This window comes from Alteromonas sp. M12 (assembly GCF_037478005.1).
GTDB lineage: Bacteria > Pseudomonadota > Gammaproteobacteria > Enterobacterales > Alteromonadaceae > Aliiglaciecola > Aliiglaciecola lipolytica_A.
Window position 1 is genome coordinate 1,304,542 of record NZ_CP144164.1, and the last position, 20,102, is coordinate 1,324,643.

Annotated in this window: 18 protein-coding genes; 13 read left to right on the forward strand and 5 right to left on the reverse strand. The window is 39.1% G+C overall.

What is annotated here, in order from left to right; genetic code table 11:
- Positions 1-19: 19 nt before the first annotated feature.
- Complete coding sequence (locus tag VUI23_RS05505) at positions 20-1,255, reverse strand: pyridoxal-dependent decarboxylase, exosortase A system-associated (protein ID WP_216049987.1); 1,236 nt, start codon at positions 1,253-1,255, stop codon at positions 20-22.
- Positions 1,248-2,825, reverse strand: coding sequence for an acyl-CoA ligase (AMP-forming), exosortase A system-associated (locus VUI23_RS05510; protein WP_342807229.1), 1,578 nt, complete (start codon positions 2,823-2,825; stop codon positions 1,248-1,250). Before VUI23_RS05510 ends, VUI23_RS05505 begins: the two co-directional genes overlap by 8 nt.
- A 134-nt stretch (positions 2,826-2,959) precedes the next feature.
- Between VUI23_RS05510 and VUI23_RS05515 the strand changes: the two genes are divergently transcribed.
- The 5 genes from VUI23_RS05515 (at position 2,960) to VUI23_RS05535 (ending at position 9,387) form a co-directional block, all read left to right on the forward strand.
- The gene (locus tag VUI23_RS05515) at positions 2,960-3,202 is read left to right on the forward strand and encodes an acyl carrier protein (protein ID WP_216049989.1); all 243 of its coding nucleotides are present in this window, start codon (positions 2,960-2,962) and stop codon (positions 3,200-3,202) included.
- Positions 3,203-3,227: 25 nt separating this feature from the next.
- The gene (wecB, locus tag VUI23_RS05520; RefSeq protein ID WP_342807231.1) at positions 3,228-4,352 is read left to right on the forward strand and encodes a UDP-N-acetylglucosamine 2-epimerase (non-hydrolyzing); all 1,125 of its coding nucleotides are present in this window, start codon (positions 3,228-3,230) and stop codon (positions 4,350-4,352) included.
- Between the two features lie 9 nt (positions 4,353-4,361).
- Positions 4,362-5,603, forward strand: coding sequence for a UDP-N-acetyl-D-mannosamine dehydrogenase (gene wecC / locus VUI23_RS05525; protein ID WP_342807233.1), 1,242 nt, complete (start codon positions 4,362-4,364; stop codon positions 5,601-5,603).
- A 94-nt stretch (positions 5,604-5,697) separates the two neighbouring features.
- Positions 5,698-8,364 carry an XrtA/PEP-CTERM system TPR-repeat protein PrsT gene (prsT, locus tag VUI23_RS05530; protein WP_342807235.1) on the forward strand — a complete coding sequence of 889 codons (2,667 nt, stop codon included), beginning with the start codon at positions 5,698-5,700 and terminating at the stop codon, positions 8,362-8,364.
- A 192-nt stretch (positions 8,365-8,556) separates the two neighbouring features.
- Positions 8,557-9,387 (forward strand): PEP-CTERM sorting domain-containing protein, encoded by an 831-nt coding sequence (locus VUI23_RS05535; RefSeq protein WP_342807236.1) that lies wholly within the window; start codon positions 8,557-8,559, stop codon positions 9,385-9,387.
- Positions 9,388-9,886: 499 nt separating this feature from the next.
- On the opposite strand, the gene VUI23_RS05540 is transcribed toward VUI23_RS05535, so the two are convergent.
- Both VUI23_RS05540 and VUI23_RS05545 read right to left on the reverse strand, forming a co-directional pair.
- Positions 9,887-10,753 (reverse strand): ThiF family adenylyltransferase, encoded by an 867-nt coding sequence (locus VUI23_RS05540; protein WP_216049994.1) that lies wholly within the window; start codon positions 10,751-10,753, stop codon positions 9,887-9,889.
- Positions 10,754-10,865: 112 nt separating this feature from the next.
- A complete protein-coding gene (locus VUI23_RS05545; protein WP_216049995.1) occupies positions 10,866-11,603 on the reverse strand; it encodes a PEP-CTERM/exosortase system-associated acyltransferase in 738 nt (245 codons plus the stop codon).
- A 177-nt stretch (positions 11,604-11,780) separates the two neighbouring features.
- Here VUI23_RS05545 and VUI23_RS05550 point away from each other — a divergent pair, with 177 nt between their 5' ends.
- Positions 11,781-12,671, forward strand: a complete 891-nt coding sequence (locus VUI23_RS05550) for a hypothetical protein (RefSeq protein ID WP_216049996.1) — start codon at positions 11,781-11,783, stop codon at positions 12,669-12,671.
- A gap of 64 nt (positions 12,672-12,735) precedes the next feature.
- Here the strand turns inward: VUI23_RS05550 and VUI23_RS05555 are convergent, their stop codons facing one another.
- Positions 12,736-13,581, reverse strand: a complete 846-nt coding sequence (locus tag VUI23_RS05555; protein WP_342808246.1) for a patatin-like phospholipase family protein — start codon at positions 13,579-13,581, stop codon at positions 12,736-12,738.
- Between the two features lie 92 nt (positions 13,582-13,673).
- Here VUI23_RS05555 and VUI23_RS05560 point away from each other — a divergent pair, with 92 nt between their 5' ends.
- The 7 genes from VUI23_RS05560 (at position 13,674) to VUI23_RS05590 (ending at position 20,073) form a co-directional block, all read left to right on the forward strand.
- Positions 13,674-14,444 (forward strand): serine protease, encoded by a 771-nt coding sequence (locus VUI23_RS05560; protein WP_216049997.1) that lies wholly within the window; start codon positions 13,674-13,676, stop codon positions 14,442-14,444.
- Between the two features lie 145 nt (positions 14,445-14,589).
- Positions 14,590-15,246: a hypothetical protein gene (locus VUI23_RS05565; protein WP_342807238.1), complete on the forward strand. Its 657-nt coding sequence runs from the start codon at positions 14,590-14,592 to the stop codon at positions 15,244-15,246.
- Between the two features lie 26 nt (positions 15,247-15,272).
- A complete protein-coding gene (locus tag VUI23_RS05570; RefSeq protein WP_342807240.1) occupies positions 15,273-15,554 on the forward strand; it encodes a hypothetical protein in 282 nt (93 codons plus the stop codon).
- On the forward strand, positions 15,551-16,399 hold the full coding sequence (locus tag VUI23_RS05575; RefSeq protein WP_342807242.1) for an HprK-related kinase A: 849 nt from the start codon (positions 15,551-15,553) through the stop codon (positions 16,397-16,399). The genes VUI23_RS05570 and VUI23_RS05575 overlap by 4 nt, the downstream gene beginning before the upstream one ends.
- A gap of 4 nt (positions 16,400-16,403) precedes the next feature.
- On the forward strand, positions 16,404-17,525 hold the full coding sequence (locus VUI23_RS05580; protein WP_342807244.1) for a nucleotidyltransferase family protein: 1,122 nt from the start codon (positions 16,404-16,406) through the stop codon (positions 17,523-17,525).
- Positions 17,526-17,762: 237 nt separating this feature from the next.
- A complete protein-coding gene (tviB, locus tag VUI23_RS05585) occupies positions 17,763-19,043 on the forward strand; it encodes a Vi polysaccharide biosynthesis UDP-N-acetylglucosamine C-6 dehydrogenase TviB (protein WP_216050002.1) in 1,281 nt (426 codons plus the stop codon).
- Between the two features lie 10 nt (positions 19,044-19,053).
- Positions 19,054-20,073 (forward strand): NAD-dependent epimerase, encoded by a 1,020-nt coding sequence (locus VUI23_RS05590; RefSeq protein ID WP_342807246.1) that lies wholly within the window; start codon positions 19,054-19,056, stop codon positions 20,071-20,073.
- Positions 20,074-20,102 lie beyond the last annotated feature (29 nt).

The following is a 20,102-nucleotide window of genomic DNA, read 5'->3' on the forward strand; positions in this document are numbered from 1 at the left end:
ACTATTAAGCCAGATTAATTTACAGCAAAATTTCAACTACATGTGGGTGGCCTAAAAAGTCTTGAGGGCTTGCTGTTGGACCGTAAGCACCAGATTGAAATACCACCAACCAATCGCCTATTTGCGGGTCTGTTAACATCATTTTGTCGGCTAGCGTATCTAAGGGAGTGCATAAAGGACCGACGGCGGTAACGGCTTCTGTGCCTTGGCCTAGATTCATTTTATTACCGATTGCCACTGGGTAGTTTTTACGAATCACTTGACCAAAATTACCTGAATTTGAAAGGTGATGATGTAAACCACCATTGGTCATTAAGTAGGTGTGGCCCCGCGACACTTTTTTATCCGTTATTTTACTGACATAAATTCCAGCTTCGGCCACCACAAATCGACCTAATTCAATGATCAGTTCCATTTGAGCTAAATTTGGATATTTAGACAACAGTGTCGCCAGATTATCTCCAATTGGTGCAAGGTCTAATCTAGTTTCTCCTGGAAAATATGGGATACCAAAGCCACCCCCTAAATTAATTGTTTCGACGCTAACTGGAGTCACATCTAAAAGACGCTGGGCTAATTCGAATGTATTGTTATGGGCATCAATAATAGCTTCTTGTTTGAGGTTTTGAGATCCCCAAAATATGTGGAAACCGCGAAATTGTATTTTTTTGTAATCGAGTGTTGGCAGAATTTCAAACAAACGTTCTTCGTCAATACCAAACTGCTTCGGACCACCCCCCATTTTCATACCCGAGGCTTTGAGCTCAAAGGCAGGGTTAACGCGAAACGCAATGATCGGCAATATTCCTACTTGCTGACCTATTTCGATGGCCCGCGCTAGTTCCAGCTCTGATTCCACATGTAATGTGACACCGGCACAAATAGCGGATTTAATTTCAGCTTGTTGTTTGGCTGGACCTGCGAAACTAATGTCTTTTACCGGCATACCAGATTGGATAGCAATTAACATTTCTTTTTGCGATGCTACATCGAAGCCCTCTACCCATTCGCACATGGCATTCACCAGTGGCGGGTAGGGATTGGCTTTAATTGCATAATGTAATTTTATTGCGTCAGGTATTGCTTGATTAAATTTGTCTATTTGTGCTTTTACGATTTTTTTGTCGTAAGCATAAAACACTGATTTATCAAGCATTGCTTCGATGGTGTCAAGATTTTTTCCACCCACTAAAATCTGCTGATGATCGGTCTCGAATTGGTCCATAGGGGCGTGCACGGGAGTGGGTTTAGACATTTTCGTACTTTTCCTTTACTTCTTTATTAAGCAAACTGCGGTCAACTTTACCATTTGGATTGCGTGGAAGCGACGTTCTGAATTCGACGTATTTGGGGTGCATGAAATTGGGCATGGCCTTTTTGCACATCGCCAATATTTCTTTTTCGGAATGTTTTGCATTTTCTTTGAGTACAAGCAATAACGTAATGGCTTGCCCCAGCTCAGAGTCCTTTACACCACTGGCTATGGCCTCAGCAATATCACTGGCTCCTTGATAACATGCCTCCTCAACTTCCATTGGGCTGACTCGGTAGCCCGAAGTTTTAATCATTTCATCTTTGCGCCCTACAAAGTACAGGAAGCCTTCATCATCTCGTTTAACCGTATCTCCTGACCAAACGGCCATTTCTTGCAATACTAAACCGCCAAGCTGAGCGGGCACAGGTTTAAATCGTTCAGCTGTTTTAGCCGGATCGTTCCAGTAGCCTAGGCTGACATGAGGACCTCTGTGGACCAGTTCACCGGGCTCATCGACATCACATTCAGTGCCATCCTCTCTAACAACCATTACCTCTGCATTAGGAATGGCTTTACCCATGGAGCCGATTTTGTCATCCACTAAAGCAGGAGCCAAATAAGTACTACGAAAGGCTTCAGTCAAGCCATACATCAAGTAAGGTTTTGCATTGGGGAATGTTGCGCGAATCGAGGTTAGGGTTACCTGCGGCATAGCACCACCGGAATTGGTGAAATAGCGTAAATTTTCGGTTGCTTCTGTTGTCCATTTAGCTTTCATTAATTGTTGCCATAGCGGCGGCACAGCTGCTAGACCGGTGACTTGATGTTGCGCCATTGCTTTCACAACATCACCTGCCAAAAAGTAGTCCATTAGCACTACGGTTGCACCACACAACAATCCAGTAGTAATTTGGCTTAGTCCATAATCAAAACTCAAAGGTAGCAGTGCTAAAAGCACATCTGATTGATCATTTTCTAAGTATTCGGCGACGCTAATTGCCCCTACAACAATATTGCGATGAGACAACACAACCCCTTTGGGTCTGCCAGTGCTGCCTGATGTATACAAGATGGCAGCCATGTCATTGTCGGTGCGATGTACATGTTTCAACGCTTGAATTGGTAAATCTGAGAGTAACGAAAAAGACACGCCATCAATGCTAAACGCGGGTAGTTTGTCGGTGAGTATTACTTGTTGTAGAGCAGGGCAGTTGGATAATACCGGTTCAAGAGATTTAAGTCTGTCACTGCTAGTAATCAGAATTTTGACATCACAGTCATTTAGGATGTGTCGAACTTGCGGCCCTTTTAAAACCGAATTCACTGGAACGAACACACCGTTTGCGCGACTAATTGCGAATAAACTTACGATAGTCTCAGGCAATTTGGGTAGGAAAACCGCGACCCGATCGTGCCGTTCTACCCCGATAGATTGAAGACCACAGGCCAAATTCAAAACATTATTTTCAAGTTCTTCATAAGTCATTTTCGTTTGTTTGAAAATTAACGCAGACTTTTGAGCATGCTGTTTAGCTGATTCCGATACTAACTCATCAAAAAACGTTACCATTTTTAATACTTATCTCTTGTTTATGGGTTGCAACTATTTCTTATTACTTTAAATAATGGAACAATACATTAACGGATGATAGAGATTAATGCTCTATCTAGCGAAAAAATTATAATAATACAGGTACTAAGAGTATGAATACAGCTGCGTCTGTGAAAGAAATATTAATTGATGTTTTACAATTATCCAGTGATGTTGAATTTGATGAAGAAACTCCCCTGTTAGGCGCAATCCCTGAATTTGATTCAATGGCGGTAGTAACAGTGTTAACGTCGATAGAAGACACTTTTGGTGTTGAGGTCGATGATGATGAAATAAGCGCTGATATATTCGAGACATTTGGTGCCTTGTGCGGATATGTAGAAACCAAAGTCTAGTTTACCTAATCAATAAAGAGTCATTATGAAATATCAAAAAATTATGTTGGTGTTTGGGACCCGTCCTGAAGCGATAAAGATGGCGCCATTAGCAATTGAGCTTAAAAAACATAGCCAGTTAGATGTGTCAGTTTGTGTGACCGCACAACATCGTCAAATGCTTGATCAAGTATTGTCGCTTTTTGAACTGACACCAGACTTTGATTTAGATTTAATGCAACCTGGGCAAGATTTATACGACATTACCACTCGGGCATTGTTGGGATTACGGGATGTTTTCAGTGAAGCCAAACCAGACTTAATTTTAGTTCATGGTGATACCACAACCACTTTTGCAGCATCCTTAGCTGCATTTTATCAACGTATACCTGTGGGTCATGTGGAAGCTGGGCTTCGAACCGGTGATATCTATAGTCCTTGGCCTGAAGAGATAAACCGCAAATTAACCGGTGCCTTAACCAAACTGCATTTCGCACCCACGCCAAAAGCTGAAGCTAATTTGTTGGTGGAGAACATATCTAAAGATTCTGTTTTTGTCACAGGCAATACCGTCATAGACGCGCTCATTCAGGTGGAAAATAAAATAGCCACTAATACAGCATTGAATAGCGAACTTGCCAGTCGATTTGAGTTTTTGGATGCAAGTAAAAAGCTCATTCTCGTCACCGGCCATCGTCGCGAGAGTTTTGGAGATGGCTTTGAGAATATATGTAGGGCGTTAAAAACCTTAGCCGAGCAAGAAAACGTACAGGTACTTTATCCTGTGCATTTAAATCCTAATGTACAAGAGCCGGTCAATCGTTTGTTAGCAAATACGCCAGACGTATTTCTAATTGATCCGCAAGATTACCTTCCTTTTGTGTACCTAATGAGCCGAGCTCACATTATTCTTACCGATTCTGGTGGAGTGCAAGAAGAAGCGCCCTCTATTGGTAAGCCTGTATTGGTAATGCGCAACACAACCGAAAGACCAGAAGCAGTTGAAGCCGGTACGGTTAAATTGGTTGGTACGGATTACGATAAAATAGTTGAAAATGCGTTTGCGCTGTTAAATGATGAGAAAGCTTATCAGGCAATGTCTTTCGCCCATAATCCTTATGGAGATGGCAAAGCATGTCAACGAATAGCGGATTTAATTATAAATAACTAAGGGAAAAACATGGCATTTGCTAAAGTTTCAGTTATTGGTTTGGGGTATATTGGTTTGCCCACTGCCGCAGTCATCGCTTCTCGTGGTGTAGAAGTGATTGGTATTGATGTCTCTGAAAAGGCTGTTGATACAATTAATCAAGGCAAGGTACATATTGTTGAACCTGATTTAGACATGGTTGTTCAAGCTGCTGTGACTATGGGGAAACTAAGAGCCTCCCTCACACCTGAACCAGCTGACGCTTTTATGATAGCCGTCCCTACACCTTTTAAAGAAGGTAAAAAACCCGATTTAAGTTTTATTGAAAAAGCGGCTAATGCCATTGCTCCGGTATTGGAAAAAGGTAATTTAATTGTATTAGAGTCAACGTCTCCTGTAGGCGCTACTGAAAAATTGACTGCTTGGTTACAAGAACTTCGTCCAGATTTGCACTTCCCCGGACACAGTAGCCAAGAGCCTGATATGTTTGTGGCACATTGTCCTGAACGAGTACTCCCTGGGCGTGTGTTAGAAGAGTTGGTATCAAATGACCGTATTATCGGTGGTATGTCCGCGGAATGCAGTGACAAAGCCATTGAGCTTTACGATGTGTTTGTACGTGGGAACTGTTTGAAAACCACCGCTCGCACTGCAGAAATGGCCAAACTCACTGAAAATAGCTTCCGCGATGTAAACATTGCCTTTGCAAATGAGTTATCGATGATATGTGATGAATTGCATATCAATGTATGGGACTTAATTGCATTAGCTAACCGTCATCCAAGGGTTAATATATTGACGCCAGGTCCTGGTGTTGGTGGGCACTGTATAGCTGTAGACCCTTGGTTTATCGTTGACTCGGCTCCCGAAACAGCAAGAATTATTCGTACTGCTAGAGAAGTTAACGACGGCAAGCCAGGCTTTGTTATTGGCAAAGTTCAAAAAGCTGCTGACGAATTTAAACGACCTGTAATTGCCTGTTTAGGATTGGCATTCAAACCTGATATTGACGATTTGCGTGAAAGTCCTGCTTTGGATATTACTCTCCGGTTAGCGCAGATGGGATTGGGCAAAGTGCTTGCAGTTGAACCTAATATCCATGCATTACCGGATAAATTAGTTGCTGCGGATATTGAATTGTTACCCATTGAAACAGCTCTGGAGCGAGCTAATATAGTGGTTGTATTGGTTAACCATAAGCAGTTTAAAGGCCTTGATAAAACCCATTTAAATACTAAAGTTTTGATAGATTCCAGTGGGCTTATTGCCTAGTTGTTGAGCTATTTCAATGATAAAATCATCATAGATAGGCCCTATTCGGGCCTATCTAATTCCTAAATTTCATACCAACTTTAAAGAGAAACATATGTGTTCAGTTAAAAAATACGGAGTATTGCTTGTTGTTCTGGTAATGATGGGGTGTAGTCAAAAAACACCTTCCGAATACATCGATGAAGCGGAAAAAGCGATTTTACAAAATGACACCGAAAGTGCAGTAATCGTACTCAAGAATGCATTGTCATCAGATCCTAAAAACTTAAGAGCAAGATTTTTATTAGGCTCGGTATATTTTAAACGGGGTAATTCGAACTCTGCGGAAAAAGAACTAAAGATAGCTTTTGAAGGAGGGTACTTTAAAAATGAAGTTTTACCTCTTTATTTAGGTACGCTCAATTTTTTACAGCGAGATGACGAAATAATTCAAGTGGTAGAGCGTTTAACTGGGCTCACTAGCGAGACTGAAGCGATCGCTCAGGTATATAAAAGCTTAGCTTTATTTAGAAAAAACGAAGTGTCGCGGGCGAAACTAGCTATTAAGCGAGCCTCTGAACTTTATCCTAACTCATCCTATAGCCGCTTAGGAAGAGCGCATCACGCACTAAACGATGGTGAAGTTACAGATGCACTAATCATTCTTGAAGAGTTACTAGCTGAAGACCCGAAATTTATGGAAGCGGTGTTGCTGCAGGGACAATTGAGCATGCAGCAACGGGACTATGCAACTGCGATTAAAGACTTCACTGAATATGTTGAGCAGAAACCTGGTGATGCTCAGGGTAATTTTTTGTTAATCGATGCACTACTAAGAGATGAGCAATACGACAAGGCTGAGTCTCTAACTACTACATTACTTAAAAAGCTACCTGATAATTCTAAATTAAATGAGTTTATGGGTATCGTACAATTCCATGACAAAGATTACGCTGCCGCAAAAACATCCATGGAAAAGGCTATTTCAGCGGGCTCTAATTCACCCACATCACGACTTATTGCAGGTGTTTCATCTTATAATTTACAGAAGCTAGAGCAAGCTCACAACCATTTAGCTGCAGTACAAAATGTCCTTCCAGATTCACATCCTGCAAAAAGGCTTTTCGCAGAAATCCAATTGCGCTTAGGCTATAGCACTGATGCTGCGCAAACTTTAGGTGGTATGGGAAGTTATGATCTGAATGATGTTACTTTGTTTACCCAAGCTGGTTTCGATCTAATAAAAAGTGGAGATGATTCCAAAGCGCGAAAAATGTTGGAATTGGCTAAAAAAACCGAGCCAACTAACGCGGAAGAGTTAACCCGTGTTGGTATTCTAAAATTATCTCTTAAAGATGATTCAGGAAAAGAAAATTTAATAACGGCCATAGAACTATCTCCTGAAATGGAAACAGCACGTTTGGTTTTAGCTCAAGCATATGTGAGTGAAGGCGAATATGAATTAGCGGTTGGCGTTGCAAAAAATTGGATTGCGTTTGCACCAGAACAAATAACCGCCTACAACCTTTTGGCTGAAATTTATGAAGTGTCTGAACAAAATCAACTAGCAGAGCAAACTCATAATGAAATACTTAAACTTGCGCCTAATAATCCTGCTTCATTAAAATTTTTGGCTGAGTTAGCTAAACAAAATGGAAATGAAGATAAGGCACTTAGTCTTCTTAAAACAGCTGCGCAGAATAATCCAGAGTATGTTCAAGGTTCATTTGATTATTTTATTGAAGCTTCACGACAAGGCAAAGATGAACAATCGCAAGCATTGGATTTAATTAAGTCCATGTATGAAAAGCAGCCAGATGATTTAATGAAGCAACTCAATTATGCTCGTGCACTGGTATTTAATGTTGAACCACAAAAAGCGCTAGGTATTTTAGAGAATATAAAGCCCGCTAAGGATATGCCTCTTTTCTTTTGGAAAGCTCAAGCTGATAGTTATTTAGCGCTTAATAAACCAACAGATGCTTTGAATGTTTATTCTCGTTGGCAACAACTTGAACCAAAAAGAAGAGAGCCTTGGACGGGAGCGATCTATATCAATGACGGCCTTCGGGACTTGTCCGGTGCGTTAGATACAGTTAAGCGAGCCTTGGGGTATCATCAAGATGACCCTGAGTTTAAAGTAATGGAAGTTCATTACAGTTTAATGAGTGGTAATGTATCTGTTGCAAAAAGGCTGATGAATAATCTCCCTGAACAAGTTAAATCTTTGGTTACGGTCAAAGGTATTAATGGCCAAATACTCTTTGCAGAAGGCAAAATTAAGGAATCGTTGCCGTTATTAGAAGAGTCTTATAATGCGAGTTTAGATGGTCGCTTTGCAATTTTAATAGCGAAAGCGAAAGCTAATTTAGAGAACGCTGACTCCGCAATAGATTTTCTTGAAGAGCACTTAGCGAAACGTCCTAATGATGTCAATGTAAGGGGGCGTTTAGCTGAGAGTTACATGGATATCCAGCCAGAAAAAGCAATTGAGCATTATGAAATGATTGTAAAGTTCTTACCAGAGAACATTATTGCATTAAACAATCTTGGATGGCTTTATACTCAAGCCGGTAATAGTCAAAAGGCTGTTGACTATGCGCAAAAAGCAGTGGCTTTGCGTCCAGAGAACCCTAAGCTTTTAGACACCCTTGGCGTTGCATTACTGGAAGACGGACAAATAAAGCGTGCTATTGAAGTGAGTAAAAAAGCATTTGATATTGAACCGAGTAATCAGAGTTATCGTATTCATTACGAGAATTCTCTCAAAGCAAATCAATAAATATTTAGGTTTGGGTAAATAAAGTGTCAGACTTTTTAACAGGGCTGAAATGATGTTAAATTAAAATTCTTATAAATCAACAAGATAAAAGTTGGCCCGTAATGTGCTTTAACTTAACCATGGAAAGCTTGTGACTGAATTAGCAGCTTTGCAAACTTAAAACCTTTATTTTACTTACGCTGGAGAATAGACATGAAAACTAAGTCCTTAATAGCAGGGATAATTTTAGCAACTGGTTCGTCTGTTGCTATGGCTGACCAATTCTTTATCGATGTTGGCGCTGATTTTGGTGACAACTTAAGAAATCAAGCTGCTGGCTCAACTACTACTGGTTGGTTAAATCAAGCTACATACAACTACCAATCTGAAACGCTTGTTACTGATGCTGACGCAAACGGTCTTAGTGATGGTGATGCAATTACTACTACTGGTGGTTTCGTAAGCGGTCCAGCTGGAAGTTCAGCGATTGCTTTTAATGCTGTTGAAGGTTTCTTGCCTAACAGTTTTGGTCCTGAAAGTGATAATGACTATGGCGATTGGGGTTTAACTTTCCAATTCGAACTTTCTGGTACTCTTGGTCCATCTTTAGCAACTAACTATAATTCAGGTGATATCACTTTCTATTATTTTGAACCTGGTTTTACTAACACTTCTGAATTCGTAGAGTTATTTACTCTTGATTTCGTATCAATTGTTCAAAGCTTGGGTGGTCCTTCTTTGAAAACTATGGTTAGTTCTGTAGGTGCTGGTACTGTCAATGGTGTTGCTGCTGGTGATGTTTTCAACTTCGCTGACGGTTCTATGACTGACTTACTTGGTGACATGGTTGATATCTTCTCATTCGTTGATTTCAATACTGACCCTAACGACGTAGCTGTTACTAACAACGGCGATGGTACTTTCACATTGAATGGTAACCATGATGGTTCTATCTCTTTCCAAATCCCTGAGCCTTCAAGCTTAGCGGTATTGGGTCTTGGTCTTCTAGGTCTTGCTGGTGCAGCTCGCAGACGTAAAAGCTAAGATTGCTTTAAAGCATTCTAAAAACCCGGTTTAAACACCGGGTTTTTTATTGTTTAAAGTTACAAAAATCAAAAGTTACTATTATCTTTAACCCATTTAACCTCTATATTTCCTCCAAATTTACGTCACATACTCGGCCGTTCAAGATTAGATCTAAAAATCCAAGGTACAGGTAACTATAGCTAGTTTCATAAAGTCTGCATTTAGCTAAGTTACGCTTCTGTTATATATCTATAGTTGCCGTCCTAATTACCAATGAAATGCTTTTACGTTCTTAGCTGGCTTTTCTGCCAGAACTTTTTCCGTTACTACATGATTAGGTTAGACAAGAAAGCCAAGCTCTGAGCCGCTTTATAGAAAGTTTAATTTATTATTGGGTATTCAATGATGCTAAAAAGTCTAAAGCCCTACAGAAGGGGGGAGGGAGCGCCAACAGCTTGAGCTTTAGGGCTATGTTGCTGATGGCTATTATTTTGTTTTTGAAGAGATGTTAAAAAACTTAGCTAGGCTTCGATTTACCTACTGCTTTTTTAACCATTGGGAACATAATATATTTTTGGATAGGGTTTTTATTACCCCAGGGGCGCCACGTTTTTTTCGCTTTATTTTTATATGCATCAACATGCCAACCCCAAGGAGCGTGCAGCACTTCCCCTCGTTTTAGCAGTACTTTCAACACATTTGAATTTAATACTCCTGCCGCCAACGAGATTCCCATTGGTGTTGAGGGAACTTTTCCTGCCCAAAAATCTACTTTGCTTTTATCAACTAGATAGCTCAATTGCAACATAGCTGGAGATAAGCCCATGATTAGATTGTAGAACTGGTCTTCAGGTTCTAACCCTTCTAAACAGAAATATTCTTCAAATGACATTTTACCCGGCATGAAAACTAATACTGCAGTTCCCATTCCCATTGGAGCTGCAGTAATGCAAGGGATATTCTTTTCGTAACACCTCTTGAAAACCTTTCTGCGAATATCCATAGCAAAAATATCTAAACTATCAATATATAAATCTACACCGTCTAAAAAATCTTCGAGATTTTCGTCATTAATCCCTTTGTCAAAATTCTTGACACTTGATTCAGGATTGATGTTTGCCAATATATCTTCCATAACTTTAGATTTTTCTTGTCCTAAAGTTTTCATTGAAGCTCCAGCTTGGCGATTGAAGTTTACTAAATCGTACTGATCCATATCAGATATGTGGAAGTTACCTATGCCAAGCCTTGCGCAGACAATTGCGTGGTCTCCACCTACACCGCCTAATCCGCCTACTGCAACCTTACTATGTCTGAGAACATCTTGTTCTGCTTCAGTCATCCAGCCAATATTACGTGAAAATGCTTCTTTATAGTCAAACATAAATCTCGCTCTCAAAAGTAATTAGTGTCGTGGTCTATTAACGGGATATATCTAAATTCCCGTAATATCCTTGTATCGCCTATGGCTGTAATGCTTAGTCGCTATCAATCATCTATATTTGTGGGGCGAGTTCAGCTGTTATGTTGCGTAATAAGGCTTTAAAATCTTGTTTAAGGTTTTGTTCAACTGATTGAGGTTGAATATAAAATGGGGCTCGTTTCCCATGGTAATCGATTACCGGACCTATTTGTTCAAAAGGTAGTCCAACAAATCGCATACTTCTGGCTAACCTAGGCTCAACCATAACGTAACAATGATGAATATTTTTATTCAGCAAAATTGCCGTGGCAGATAAATATAATCCAACTGCAATAAATGGAAAACAGCGCAATTCTGTTTCTGAATATATTTCTTTATTGATAACACCTAAAGCTGCACCGTCGTAATTATCCATTTTCCGGCGTCTAAATTCTAATGGAACCGCTAAACGTGATATTTCACAAATATCGTTCCTAGCAAAATTATCAGGAAAAAGTTCAGGTCGTTGAATTGCATCTTGACAGTAAAGTTCAATCGGTAATTTTTGACTATCATCTGCTGAGGTTATTAACCTTACAGTGCCAGCATATTGTTTACTTGATTTATGTTGAATTAGGCAATGATAGGCATGGTCATCGAAATCATCAGTTTCGACTTTTTGAATGTTTTCAGGTTCAAAATGCAACTCTTCGCAGTACACCTGGTGACGAATACCAAAGGAGTGTTTTTTGTGCTGCTCAGACTCCGAAAATACAGGTTTTAAATAATCGGAAAAATGACCCGAAATACTGTCCGCAGAAATTTCTGTCATTACAACTTTCCTTTGTTATGTTTATTGACCATTATTAATAGGGAAACTCAAAAAATTAAAACTATGTTAATACTAAAGTGTCGGGTTAAAGTCCTTATTTGTCAAACAAATACCGCAATTTCTATGTTATACATTAGTTTAAAGTTGGCCTGAATATCATTCAAAAGAGGATTTTAATTGAAAAACTATCAGTTATCACAAATTCACATTGAAACGGCTAGGAATTCGACAGACGATTTTAACTTGTTTCATGATAAAAATCGCTGGAATTGGATTGCTGATAATCCATTTAAAGGGCCTATCGCTCTGGGATTTCAATTAGGCTGCTTTATCGAAACACAATTTCAACACCGTCAAACTGAATTAAATACATCGGATGAAATTAAAAACTTTTCCTTCAGTGTATTTGAGTTCACGTTTGCTGGGGTCGTTAATCCTGGTGATAGCCTAACGCTGGATATCAAAGCAGGTAAAAAAACGCAAAGTGTGGACGGTGAACAGCAGTCTAATCGACTTTTATTAAAAGCAAATGGCAAAGCTGTTATTTTAGGGTTTAAACGAGAGTCTGAATTTTGCCCAATTCAGTTGCCGGATAATTTTCCTAAAAATATTGACTGGGGCATGCGTGCAGATCGCACTTTTGATCAAGCAAGTCAGTGTTTCTTAAAACGGAAATACATGATCGTAGGCAACGCCAAGAATTTTTTAACCAGCGCATTTGGCGAACAATCTGAATACATCGATGAATTTGCAGATAAGGTACGGTTTCCACAGATGTATCCCATGAGTCTATTGTCATCGGCTTTATTAGAACGTGCACAAGCAATAGGTCATGACTTAATTAAAGATCCTATGATTTACTCTTCTCATAAATTGAGTATTGATAAACGATTATTAGAATCTTTACGAAGTAATGATGTGTTAAACATTGTAGTGACACCAGAAATAGCGATGCCAGGCAATGGGCATAAAGTCAGTCACATATGTGTCGGTTATTTAAAAGGAAATGTACCTCTATTTATGGCGCAAATAGTGCTTTTACCTTTGAGTGCCATGTTAGGAAAGTGAGCTAAACTTAATTTTGTTGAGTTTAACTAAACTGTTCTGTTATTTGCTGACAAAGGTATAAATGTTACTCGGTATCGATTTTTTTGGGCAGGTATTCATGTGCGGTTTCATAGCCGATTTGATAAAGTTCTTGTTTCTGCTCTATTGATAACGAAAAATCCACGGACGAATAGGTTCCAGTCTCAACAATAATTGTATTATGCCAATGCTCAGCGTGGACATACTCTCTCGATAGGGCCGTCATAAATGTTTTTATCAACATGAAAATATATTCAGGTAGGTGAAAAAATGCCTGCCTTTTTCGCACCTGATGTATTTGTTGACTCTTCAATCTGAAACAAACATTTTTAGCATCGCTGTCAGTCCAATTTCTAAAAAGTGCATCTTCGGCTAAAATTGCGCCATCAACAAGTAGATGATCACCGTAGGTTTTAAAACTAAAAATTAATGGAATCGACATTGAAAACCGGACCGCTTGTGAAACTTTCAAGTCTGGACTGGTTTCCTTATTGAAAATCACTGGTCCACCGCCGTTGACATCGGTGGCGACTATACTTAAATCAGTCGATAATTGAGAAAATGTTTTGCCATTTAACTGTTTATCCATCCAATTTTCAAATTGATTGCCAGAACTTAAGCCTCCTTCTTTTAATAAGCGAAATATAGAATAGCCTTTAAATTGTTTAAAATCTGTGTGCAGTGCGAGTGTCAATATTTTTTCTAATGGCATTCCGCTACAATAAAGGGCACAAACGATAGAGCCTCCAGATATTCCAACTACATGGCTAAATGTTAACTTCATTTCTAACAGAGCCTGTAGGATACCGATATGACAGGTTAAACGTGTACCTCCACCTGAAAATATAGGAACGATTTGGTTTTTATTGGTATCGTATGGTTGAGGCATCATTACTTCGCTCAAAGCTGGTTTTCTTTCAAATATGGCTGACAATTTGGTTTTTTGCATTATTATTTTAAGCTAATTAATGGAATATGGATTTTATGTCTAGTTTGATTAAGCGTTTGTTTGTATTTGTTATTTTATTTTCAAATTGTCCAAGTTATGCCCACGACATTGTCGATATCGTAAAAGTGGCTAAACAATCAGTAGTCGGGATAGGCATATACGACCCAATTAAAGCCCCACAAACGAGTTTACACGGTACTGGTTTCGCGGTAGCTAATGGACAGTATATAGTGACGAACAATCATGTTATTGCTAAACCGTTGGACGCCAATGCAAAACAAAAACGTGTGGTTCTAGCTGGTGTCGGACGTTATCCCAAAATGTACGAGGCATATGTAGTCGAAGTTGATGAATTACATGATTTAGCGTTACTTCGAATTAGTAACAAATTAAAGCCTTTTCAACTAGCCGGAAGTAACTTGATAGCTGACGGCACTGAAGTGGCATTTACAGGATTTCCCATTGGGGCTGTTTTAGGGCTTTACCCGGCTACTCATCGCGGTATTATTGCCTCGTCAACGCCGGTTATAGTGCCTACTGAACATTCTAGTCAATTAGATGCTAAAACATTGAGACGCTTAAGAGATCCGTATTTAGTCTATCAAATGGATGCCACGGCTTACCCTGGCAATAGCGGCAGTGCAGTTTATGAGGTGGACACCGGTAAAGTCGTAGCTGTTATCAATAAAGTGTTCGTAAAAGAAACAAAAGAGACTATTTTATCCGCGCCTAGTGGCATTACTTACTCAATACCTGTAAAATACGTCAGACAACTTTTAAGATCAGCTAACGTAGAAGTCGATTAGCTTGTCGAAAAAATTTACACTACCACTATATTACATTAATTAAACATATATAAATCAATGGATTGTTGTCTTGGCGTGGTTTTTGCTTTAACGATCTCATTAAAGTTAATTGCGTTCAGAAGTCGCATAAAAAGGGTTTAAATCAATGAATGAATTCGATAAGTCGTTTAAAAAGGATGTTTCTGCTGTGAACAAGCGCCGTAATTTTCTTAAGAAGTCGGCCACCGGAGCAGTGATTGTTAGCCTTCCAGCCAAATCAGTTTGGGGTGCATGTTCTGTATCTGGCGCATTGTCAGGTAATTTGTCAACTAATACTGATAGACACACATGTTCAATGCCGTATTTGAGTGGCGGTCGTTCTCCCGGTAATTGGAAAAAATACTCCAATAATATGCATGATACTTTTAATAAATTGAAAGATTGTAAAAACCGGTATGGAAAAAATAGTAATGAATACAAGGTTATGCTTTCTTGTTTCGCAACTGAGATTGAAGAAGTTTATGACCACACTATGAACTTGCCTGCAGACTTAAACCCTAGAGTTTTAACTGTCAGAGAAGGTTTAGAGTCGCAAGGTACTGGAAGTAACAATATTTATTACCATTTGGCAGCAGTTTATCTTAATACCTATTTTGGTTTTTATTCAAGCTATAGTGAAGGTGTGGGAGCGGCTACAGAAGCTATTAAAGATGTTTTCTTTTATTGGTATGTATCGTCCTTATCTGGAAGTTTTGTAGGCTTATCCGACTCAGACTTAGGGTATAATGAAGGTAGTACTGATTGGGCTCCATATACCTGTTAAATTTGTTACTTTATTTAGCGATTTAGGTGTTTAATATTAATACGCAACGTTATAGTCTTCCTGCCGGTTCTCGGCTTATTTTTTTACCGGATCACAGTGGCGTTGCAATTTATAACGGATATAATAGCGATACCACTTTTCTAGTAAACAAAAGCAATCAAGCATTACTTTCTGACTTTCCTGATCTCTCCTCTGGCTTTACTCAAAGTGATTTAATGAAAAATCTCAATCTCAGTGCTGAATCGGCAAAGAGTTTGATAGAGCGTCTAATCACCGAAAAAGTGCTTTGGACTGACAATAATAAATGAAAATTATTGAAACAGGTTTGTACCGTTTTTTATTACACACCGATGTCAAAGGTGTTGAGTCTGTCGCCGATAGTTTATATGGTAATTCTGTTGATTTAGATGGTCCAGTCGATTTCTCTGTACGTTTGGTATATGAGTCTTTCGTAAGACGGTTTATTAAGCCGCAAATTAGTTTTTATTCTGATCAACGTTCTCCTTTTAAACCGTTACCCATTTCACAAGCTGCGGCAGTGCTCGAGTGGGGGATGAACTGGTGTGTTGCAGCCCATGAATTTGAACGTTTACTTATCCATTCAGCGGTTTTAGTTAAAGACGGTAAAGCCATTGTATTTCCTGCGTTGCCAGGCTCAGGGAAAAGTACACTGACGGCTCATCTTGGATTATCTGGTTGGGATGTCTATTCAGATGAGATGGCAATAATTGATACCACGACATCTAAGGTTCACCCATGGTATCGACCTGTTTGTTTAAAAAACAACTCTATTGATCTTATCAAAAAGTGGCACCCAGAAGCATTTTTCACTCCCATCTGCAAAGATACTCAAAAAGGCGATGTAGCACACCTTAAAGTACTGGAAAGAACTCAATATAGTCAATTTAAACCAGCCGAAATTGTCGCGGTCGTGTTTCCCAAGTACTCCCCAGATTCAGAATTAACCATTTACCAATTAACACAATTGGAAGCTTTTAATACTTTGAGTAAGAATGCGTTTAACTATAATGTACTTGGTGGAACGGGGTTTGATACAGTTGCTAAGATAATTAAATCCTGCCGCCTTTTTGAAATTGAGTACAATGACTTAAATGAAGTCAATGAATTTCTCAAAGAAGATGTAATCGGGTGATAATGTGTTGTTGAATACAAAATTGCTTTACCAGATTTTATTAAACCCAAGTCGAGGGTTAAATCTAGCTTTGACGGATTGGCAAAATGTTATTTTTATCTTACGCGAAGGTAAGTTGTTAGCTAGTTTATATCATGCAGCAAAACGCGATGGTTGCTACGACGCTTATCCGCACTTTGTAAAACGTCATTTATATTCTGCTTACGTCTATGCAAACCGTCAGGCTCAACAAATCTTTTTCGAGGCAAACGAATTTCGCTTATTGCTTGAGCAAGTAGGTATTACTGCAGTGTTCTTGAAAGGAGCGGGATATACTCTACGAAATAGTTTGAATAGTTACGGCAGAGTCTGTTCTGATATTGACGTTTTGGTGAATAAGAACGACCTTACGGCTGCTGAAGCCCATGTTAAAAAAAATCGCTGGCAATCAGAAACCCTTAATGACTATGACGAAAAGTACTATCGAGATTGGGCTCATGAAATACCACCATTGATTCATATAAACCGAGCAACTGTAGTGGATATGCATCATAATTTATACCCACCGATTAGTGGCCGTGCAATTAATATCAAGAAATTTATTTCTTCACGCCAAAAAACGCAATCTGGTTGCTTTGTACTGGAACCAGCAACCACTGTTATGCATAGCATTATTCATATGTTTGCCAATGAAGATAGCAGCAGCTGGATGCGTGATCTTTATGATATTATTCTTCTGATTAAAGAAAATGAGAGTGTTGAGTTCTGGAAAGTTTTAATGGAATCTTCTCAACAAACTGATTTTGAGTTTGAATTTGTTTGTTGTATAAAGGCTTTGCAACATTATTCCAACCTGAATATACCAACAGATGTCGTCAGCTACATAAATGATTATAGACTGACCAAATTGCAACGCTGGCTTATTCAAAATGCTATATTGCCATCAATTGCCCCCGAACATAGTTTAGTTATGTCATCCAAAATTAAATGGGCTAAAACAATCGTTTATTTTCGTGGCCACTGGATCAAGATGCCATTTGCAGTACTTTGCAAACACTTTGCGTTTAAATCATTTTTTGCGATACGTGATCAGATTATGGGTAAACATCATTTTGACCCCAAATTACCCCAAAATCCGAACTGGTAATATCTATTTATAGATTTTAAACAGCTTTTGCTTTTAACCATTCTATTTATATGAAATATTAAACTTATTCACTTACTTTCAATAACATAACGCATAGTGTCAAATAAAAGTTGGTATAGCTAGCTAGGTAAATTAGATACTTAGGTATCTTAAATAGCACTACTAATTTGCCTGATTTACGTGCAAACTACGCGGTTAAAAATAATCATATTCTGTTCTTTAGAGAGAGGTTAGGGTTTGACGGAAAATATATATAAAAAGCGAATAGGCATCATTGGCTTAGGCTATGTTGGTTTGCCCCTAGCAGTGTCTTTTGGCAGAAAGTTTTCTACGCTGGGTTTTGATATTAACCAACAGCGTATTGAAGAACTTAATCGAGGTGAAGATCACACCTTGGAAGTTTCTCCTGAAGAGTTAAAAAGCGTGACATCTTTGACGTTTTCATCTGAACCTGAAGACCTCTCTCAATGTGATTTTATTATTGTTACCGTGCCTACGCCAATTGATAAAAATCGTCAACCTGATCTGACCCCTTTGAAAAAAGCCAGTGAAATGATTGGTAAGGTGGTCAAATCTGGCGCTACTGTTATTTATGAGTCAACGGTATACCCTGGTGCGACTGAAGAAGTATGTATTCCGTTAATCGAAAAATATTCTGGTTTGAAGTTCAATCAAGATTTTTATGCAGGTTACAGCCCAGAGCGAATCAATCCAGGAGATAAAACCCATCGCCTGGAAAGCATTATCAAAGTCACCAGTGGTTCCACTCCTGAAATTGGTGATTTAGTCGATCAATTGTATCTCAGTATTATTGAAGCGGGTACACATAGGGCGTCTTCCATAAAAGTCGCCGAAGCGGCTAAAGTAATTGAAAATACCCAAAGAGATTTAAATATTGCGCTAATAAATGAGTTGGCAATGATATTCGAAAGGCTCGGTATTGACACTGAAGAGGTGTTATTAGCCGCTGGTAGTAAATGGAACTTCTTGCCGTTTCGCCCCGGATTAGTGGGCGGACACTGTATTGGTGTTGACCCCTATTATTTGACCCATAAAGCCGAAGAGATTGGTTATCATCCTGAAGTCATTTTGGCGGGACGTCGAATTAACGACCAAATGGGCGAATATGTGGTCAGTCGTTTAGTGAAAAAAATGCTAAATAAAAAAATTATGGTTAATGGCGCTAATGTGCTTCTTATGGGGATCACATTCAAAGAAAACTGCCCCGATATTCGCAATACTAAGGTGGTCGATATTGCCACTGAGCTGGATAACTATCATGTGAATGTCGATATTTATGATCCTTGGGCCGAATCTGAAGAGGTTCAAGCTGAATATGGATTGAAATTAGTCAGTGAACCGGAAGTGGGAAAATATGACGCTATCATTGCGGCCGTTGCCCACCAAGAGTTCAAACAAATGTCGAGCCAAGAACTCCGTGCGCTAGGCAAAGACAATTGTGTTGTGTTTGACTTGAAATATATTATTGATAAAGAAATCGTTGATTTAAGACTTTAGGACAAAGTAAATGAAAATTTTAGTAACTGGGGCTGCCGGTTTTATTGGATCTCATGTAAGTTTGTATTTGCTTGAACGTGGTGATGAAGTAGTGGGGTTAGACAACCTCAATGATTATTATGACGTGAACCTCAAGCTAGATAGATTAAAAAGAGTAGAGCAGCATAAGAATAGCTACAATTTCACTTTTGTTAAAATGTCAGTGGAAGACAAAGAGGCTATGGCTGATTTGTTTGAAGAACATAAATTTGACAAAGTCGTACACCTAGCGGCACAAGCTGGTGTGCGTTATTCATTAGAAAATCCCCACGCTTATATTGATGCCAATATTGTTGGTTTTATGAATATATTAGAGGGTTGCAGACACAATAAAGTGAAACACTTAGTTTATGCTTCCTCTAGTTCAGTTTATGGGGCTAACGAGTCTATGCCTTTCTCCGTGCACGATAACGTTGACCATCCAGTATCGTTATACGCGGCAAGTAAAAAAGCCAACGAACTGATGGCTCATACTTATAGTCATTTATTCAACTTGCCTACTACTGGCTTGCGTTTCTTTACCGTTTACGGTCCTTGGGGACGTCCAGATATGGCGTTATTCTTATTTACTAAAGCGATTTTAGAAGATAAACCGATTAAAGTGTTTAATTACGGTAACCATAAACGCGATTTCACCTACATTGATGACATTGTGGAAGGTATCATTCGTACCCTTGATCATACGGCTGAATCTAACCCAGATTGGTCAGGTAAGAATCCTGATCCAGGCACAAGTAAAGCCCCTTGGCGAGTGTACAATATCGGTAACCAATCACCTGTCCAGTTGATGGAATATATTGAGACCTTGGAAGAAAACCTGGGTAAAACCGCAGAGAAAGAGCTACTACCGCTGCAAATGGGTGACGTTCCTGATACCTACGCAGATGTTGAAGCTTTGGTTCGAGATGTTGATTACCGTCCACAAACGACAATTCAAACCGGGATTAAAAACTTTGTAGGTTGGTATAAAGATTACTTCAACGTGAATTAATCGTTTTTCAAGTTTGAAATAAAAAAACG

Excerpts from the sequence above, each read along its gene's own strand:
- VUI23_RS05505 (WP_216049987.1), bottom strand. The coding sequence starts at position 1,255 with ATGTCTAAACCCACTCCCGTGCACGCCCCTATGGACCAATTCGAGACC.
- VUI23_RS05510 (WP_342807229.1), bottom strand. The coding sequence starts at position 2,825 with ATGGTAACGTTTTTTGATGAGTTAGTATCGGAATCAGCTAAACAGCAT.
- VUI23_RS05515 (WP_216049989.1), top strand. The coding sequence starts at position 2,960 with ATGAATACAGCTGCGTCTGTGAAAGAAATATTAATTGATGTTTTACAA.
- wecB (WP_342807231.1), top strand. The coding sequence starts at position 3,228 with ATGAAATATCAAAAAATTATGTTGGTGTTTGGGACCCGTCCTGAAGCG.
- wecC (WP_342807233.1), top strand. The coding sequence starts at position 4,362 with ATGGCATTTGCTAAAGTTTCAGTTATTGGTTTGGGGTATATTGGTTTG.
- prsT (WP_342807235.1), top strand. The coding sequence starts at position 5,698 with ATGTGTTCAGTTAAAAAATACGGAGTATTGCTTGTTGTTCTGGTAATG.
- VUI23_RS05535 (WP_342807236.1), top strand. The coding sequence starts at position 8,557 with ATGAAAACTAAGTCCTTAATAGCAGGGATAATTTTAGCAACTGGTTCG.
- VUI23_RS05540 (WP_216049994.1), bottom strand. The coding sequence starts at position 10,753 with ATGTTTGACTATAAAGAAGCATTTTCACGTAATATTGGCTGGATGACT.
- VUI23_RS05545 (WP_216049995.1), bottom strand. The coding sequence starts at position 11,603 with ATGACAGAAATTTCTGCGGACAGTATTTCGGGTCATTTTTCCGATTAT.
- VUI23_RS05555 (WP_342808246.1), bottom strand. The coding sequence starts at position 13,581 with ATGATGCCTCAACCATACGATACCAATAAAAACCAAATCGTTCCTATA.
- VUI23_RS05560 (WP_216049997.1), top strand. The coding sequence starts at position 13,674 with ATGTCTAGTTTGATTAAGCGTTTGTTTGTATTTGTTATTTTATTTTCA.
- VUI23_RS05565 (WP_342807238.1), top strand. The coding sequence starts at position 14,590 with ATGAATGAATTCGATAAGTCGTTTAAAAAGGATGTTTCTGCTGTGAAC.
- VUI23_RS05575 (WP_342807242.1), top strand. The coding sequence starts at position 15,551 with ATGAAAATTATTGAAACAGGTTTGTACCGTTTTTTATTACACACCGAT.
- VUI23_RS05590 (WP_342807246.1), top strand. The coding sequence starts at position 19,054 with ATGAAAATTTTAGTAACTGGGGCTGCCGGTTTTATTGGATCTCATGTA.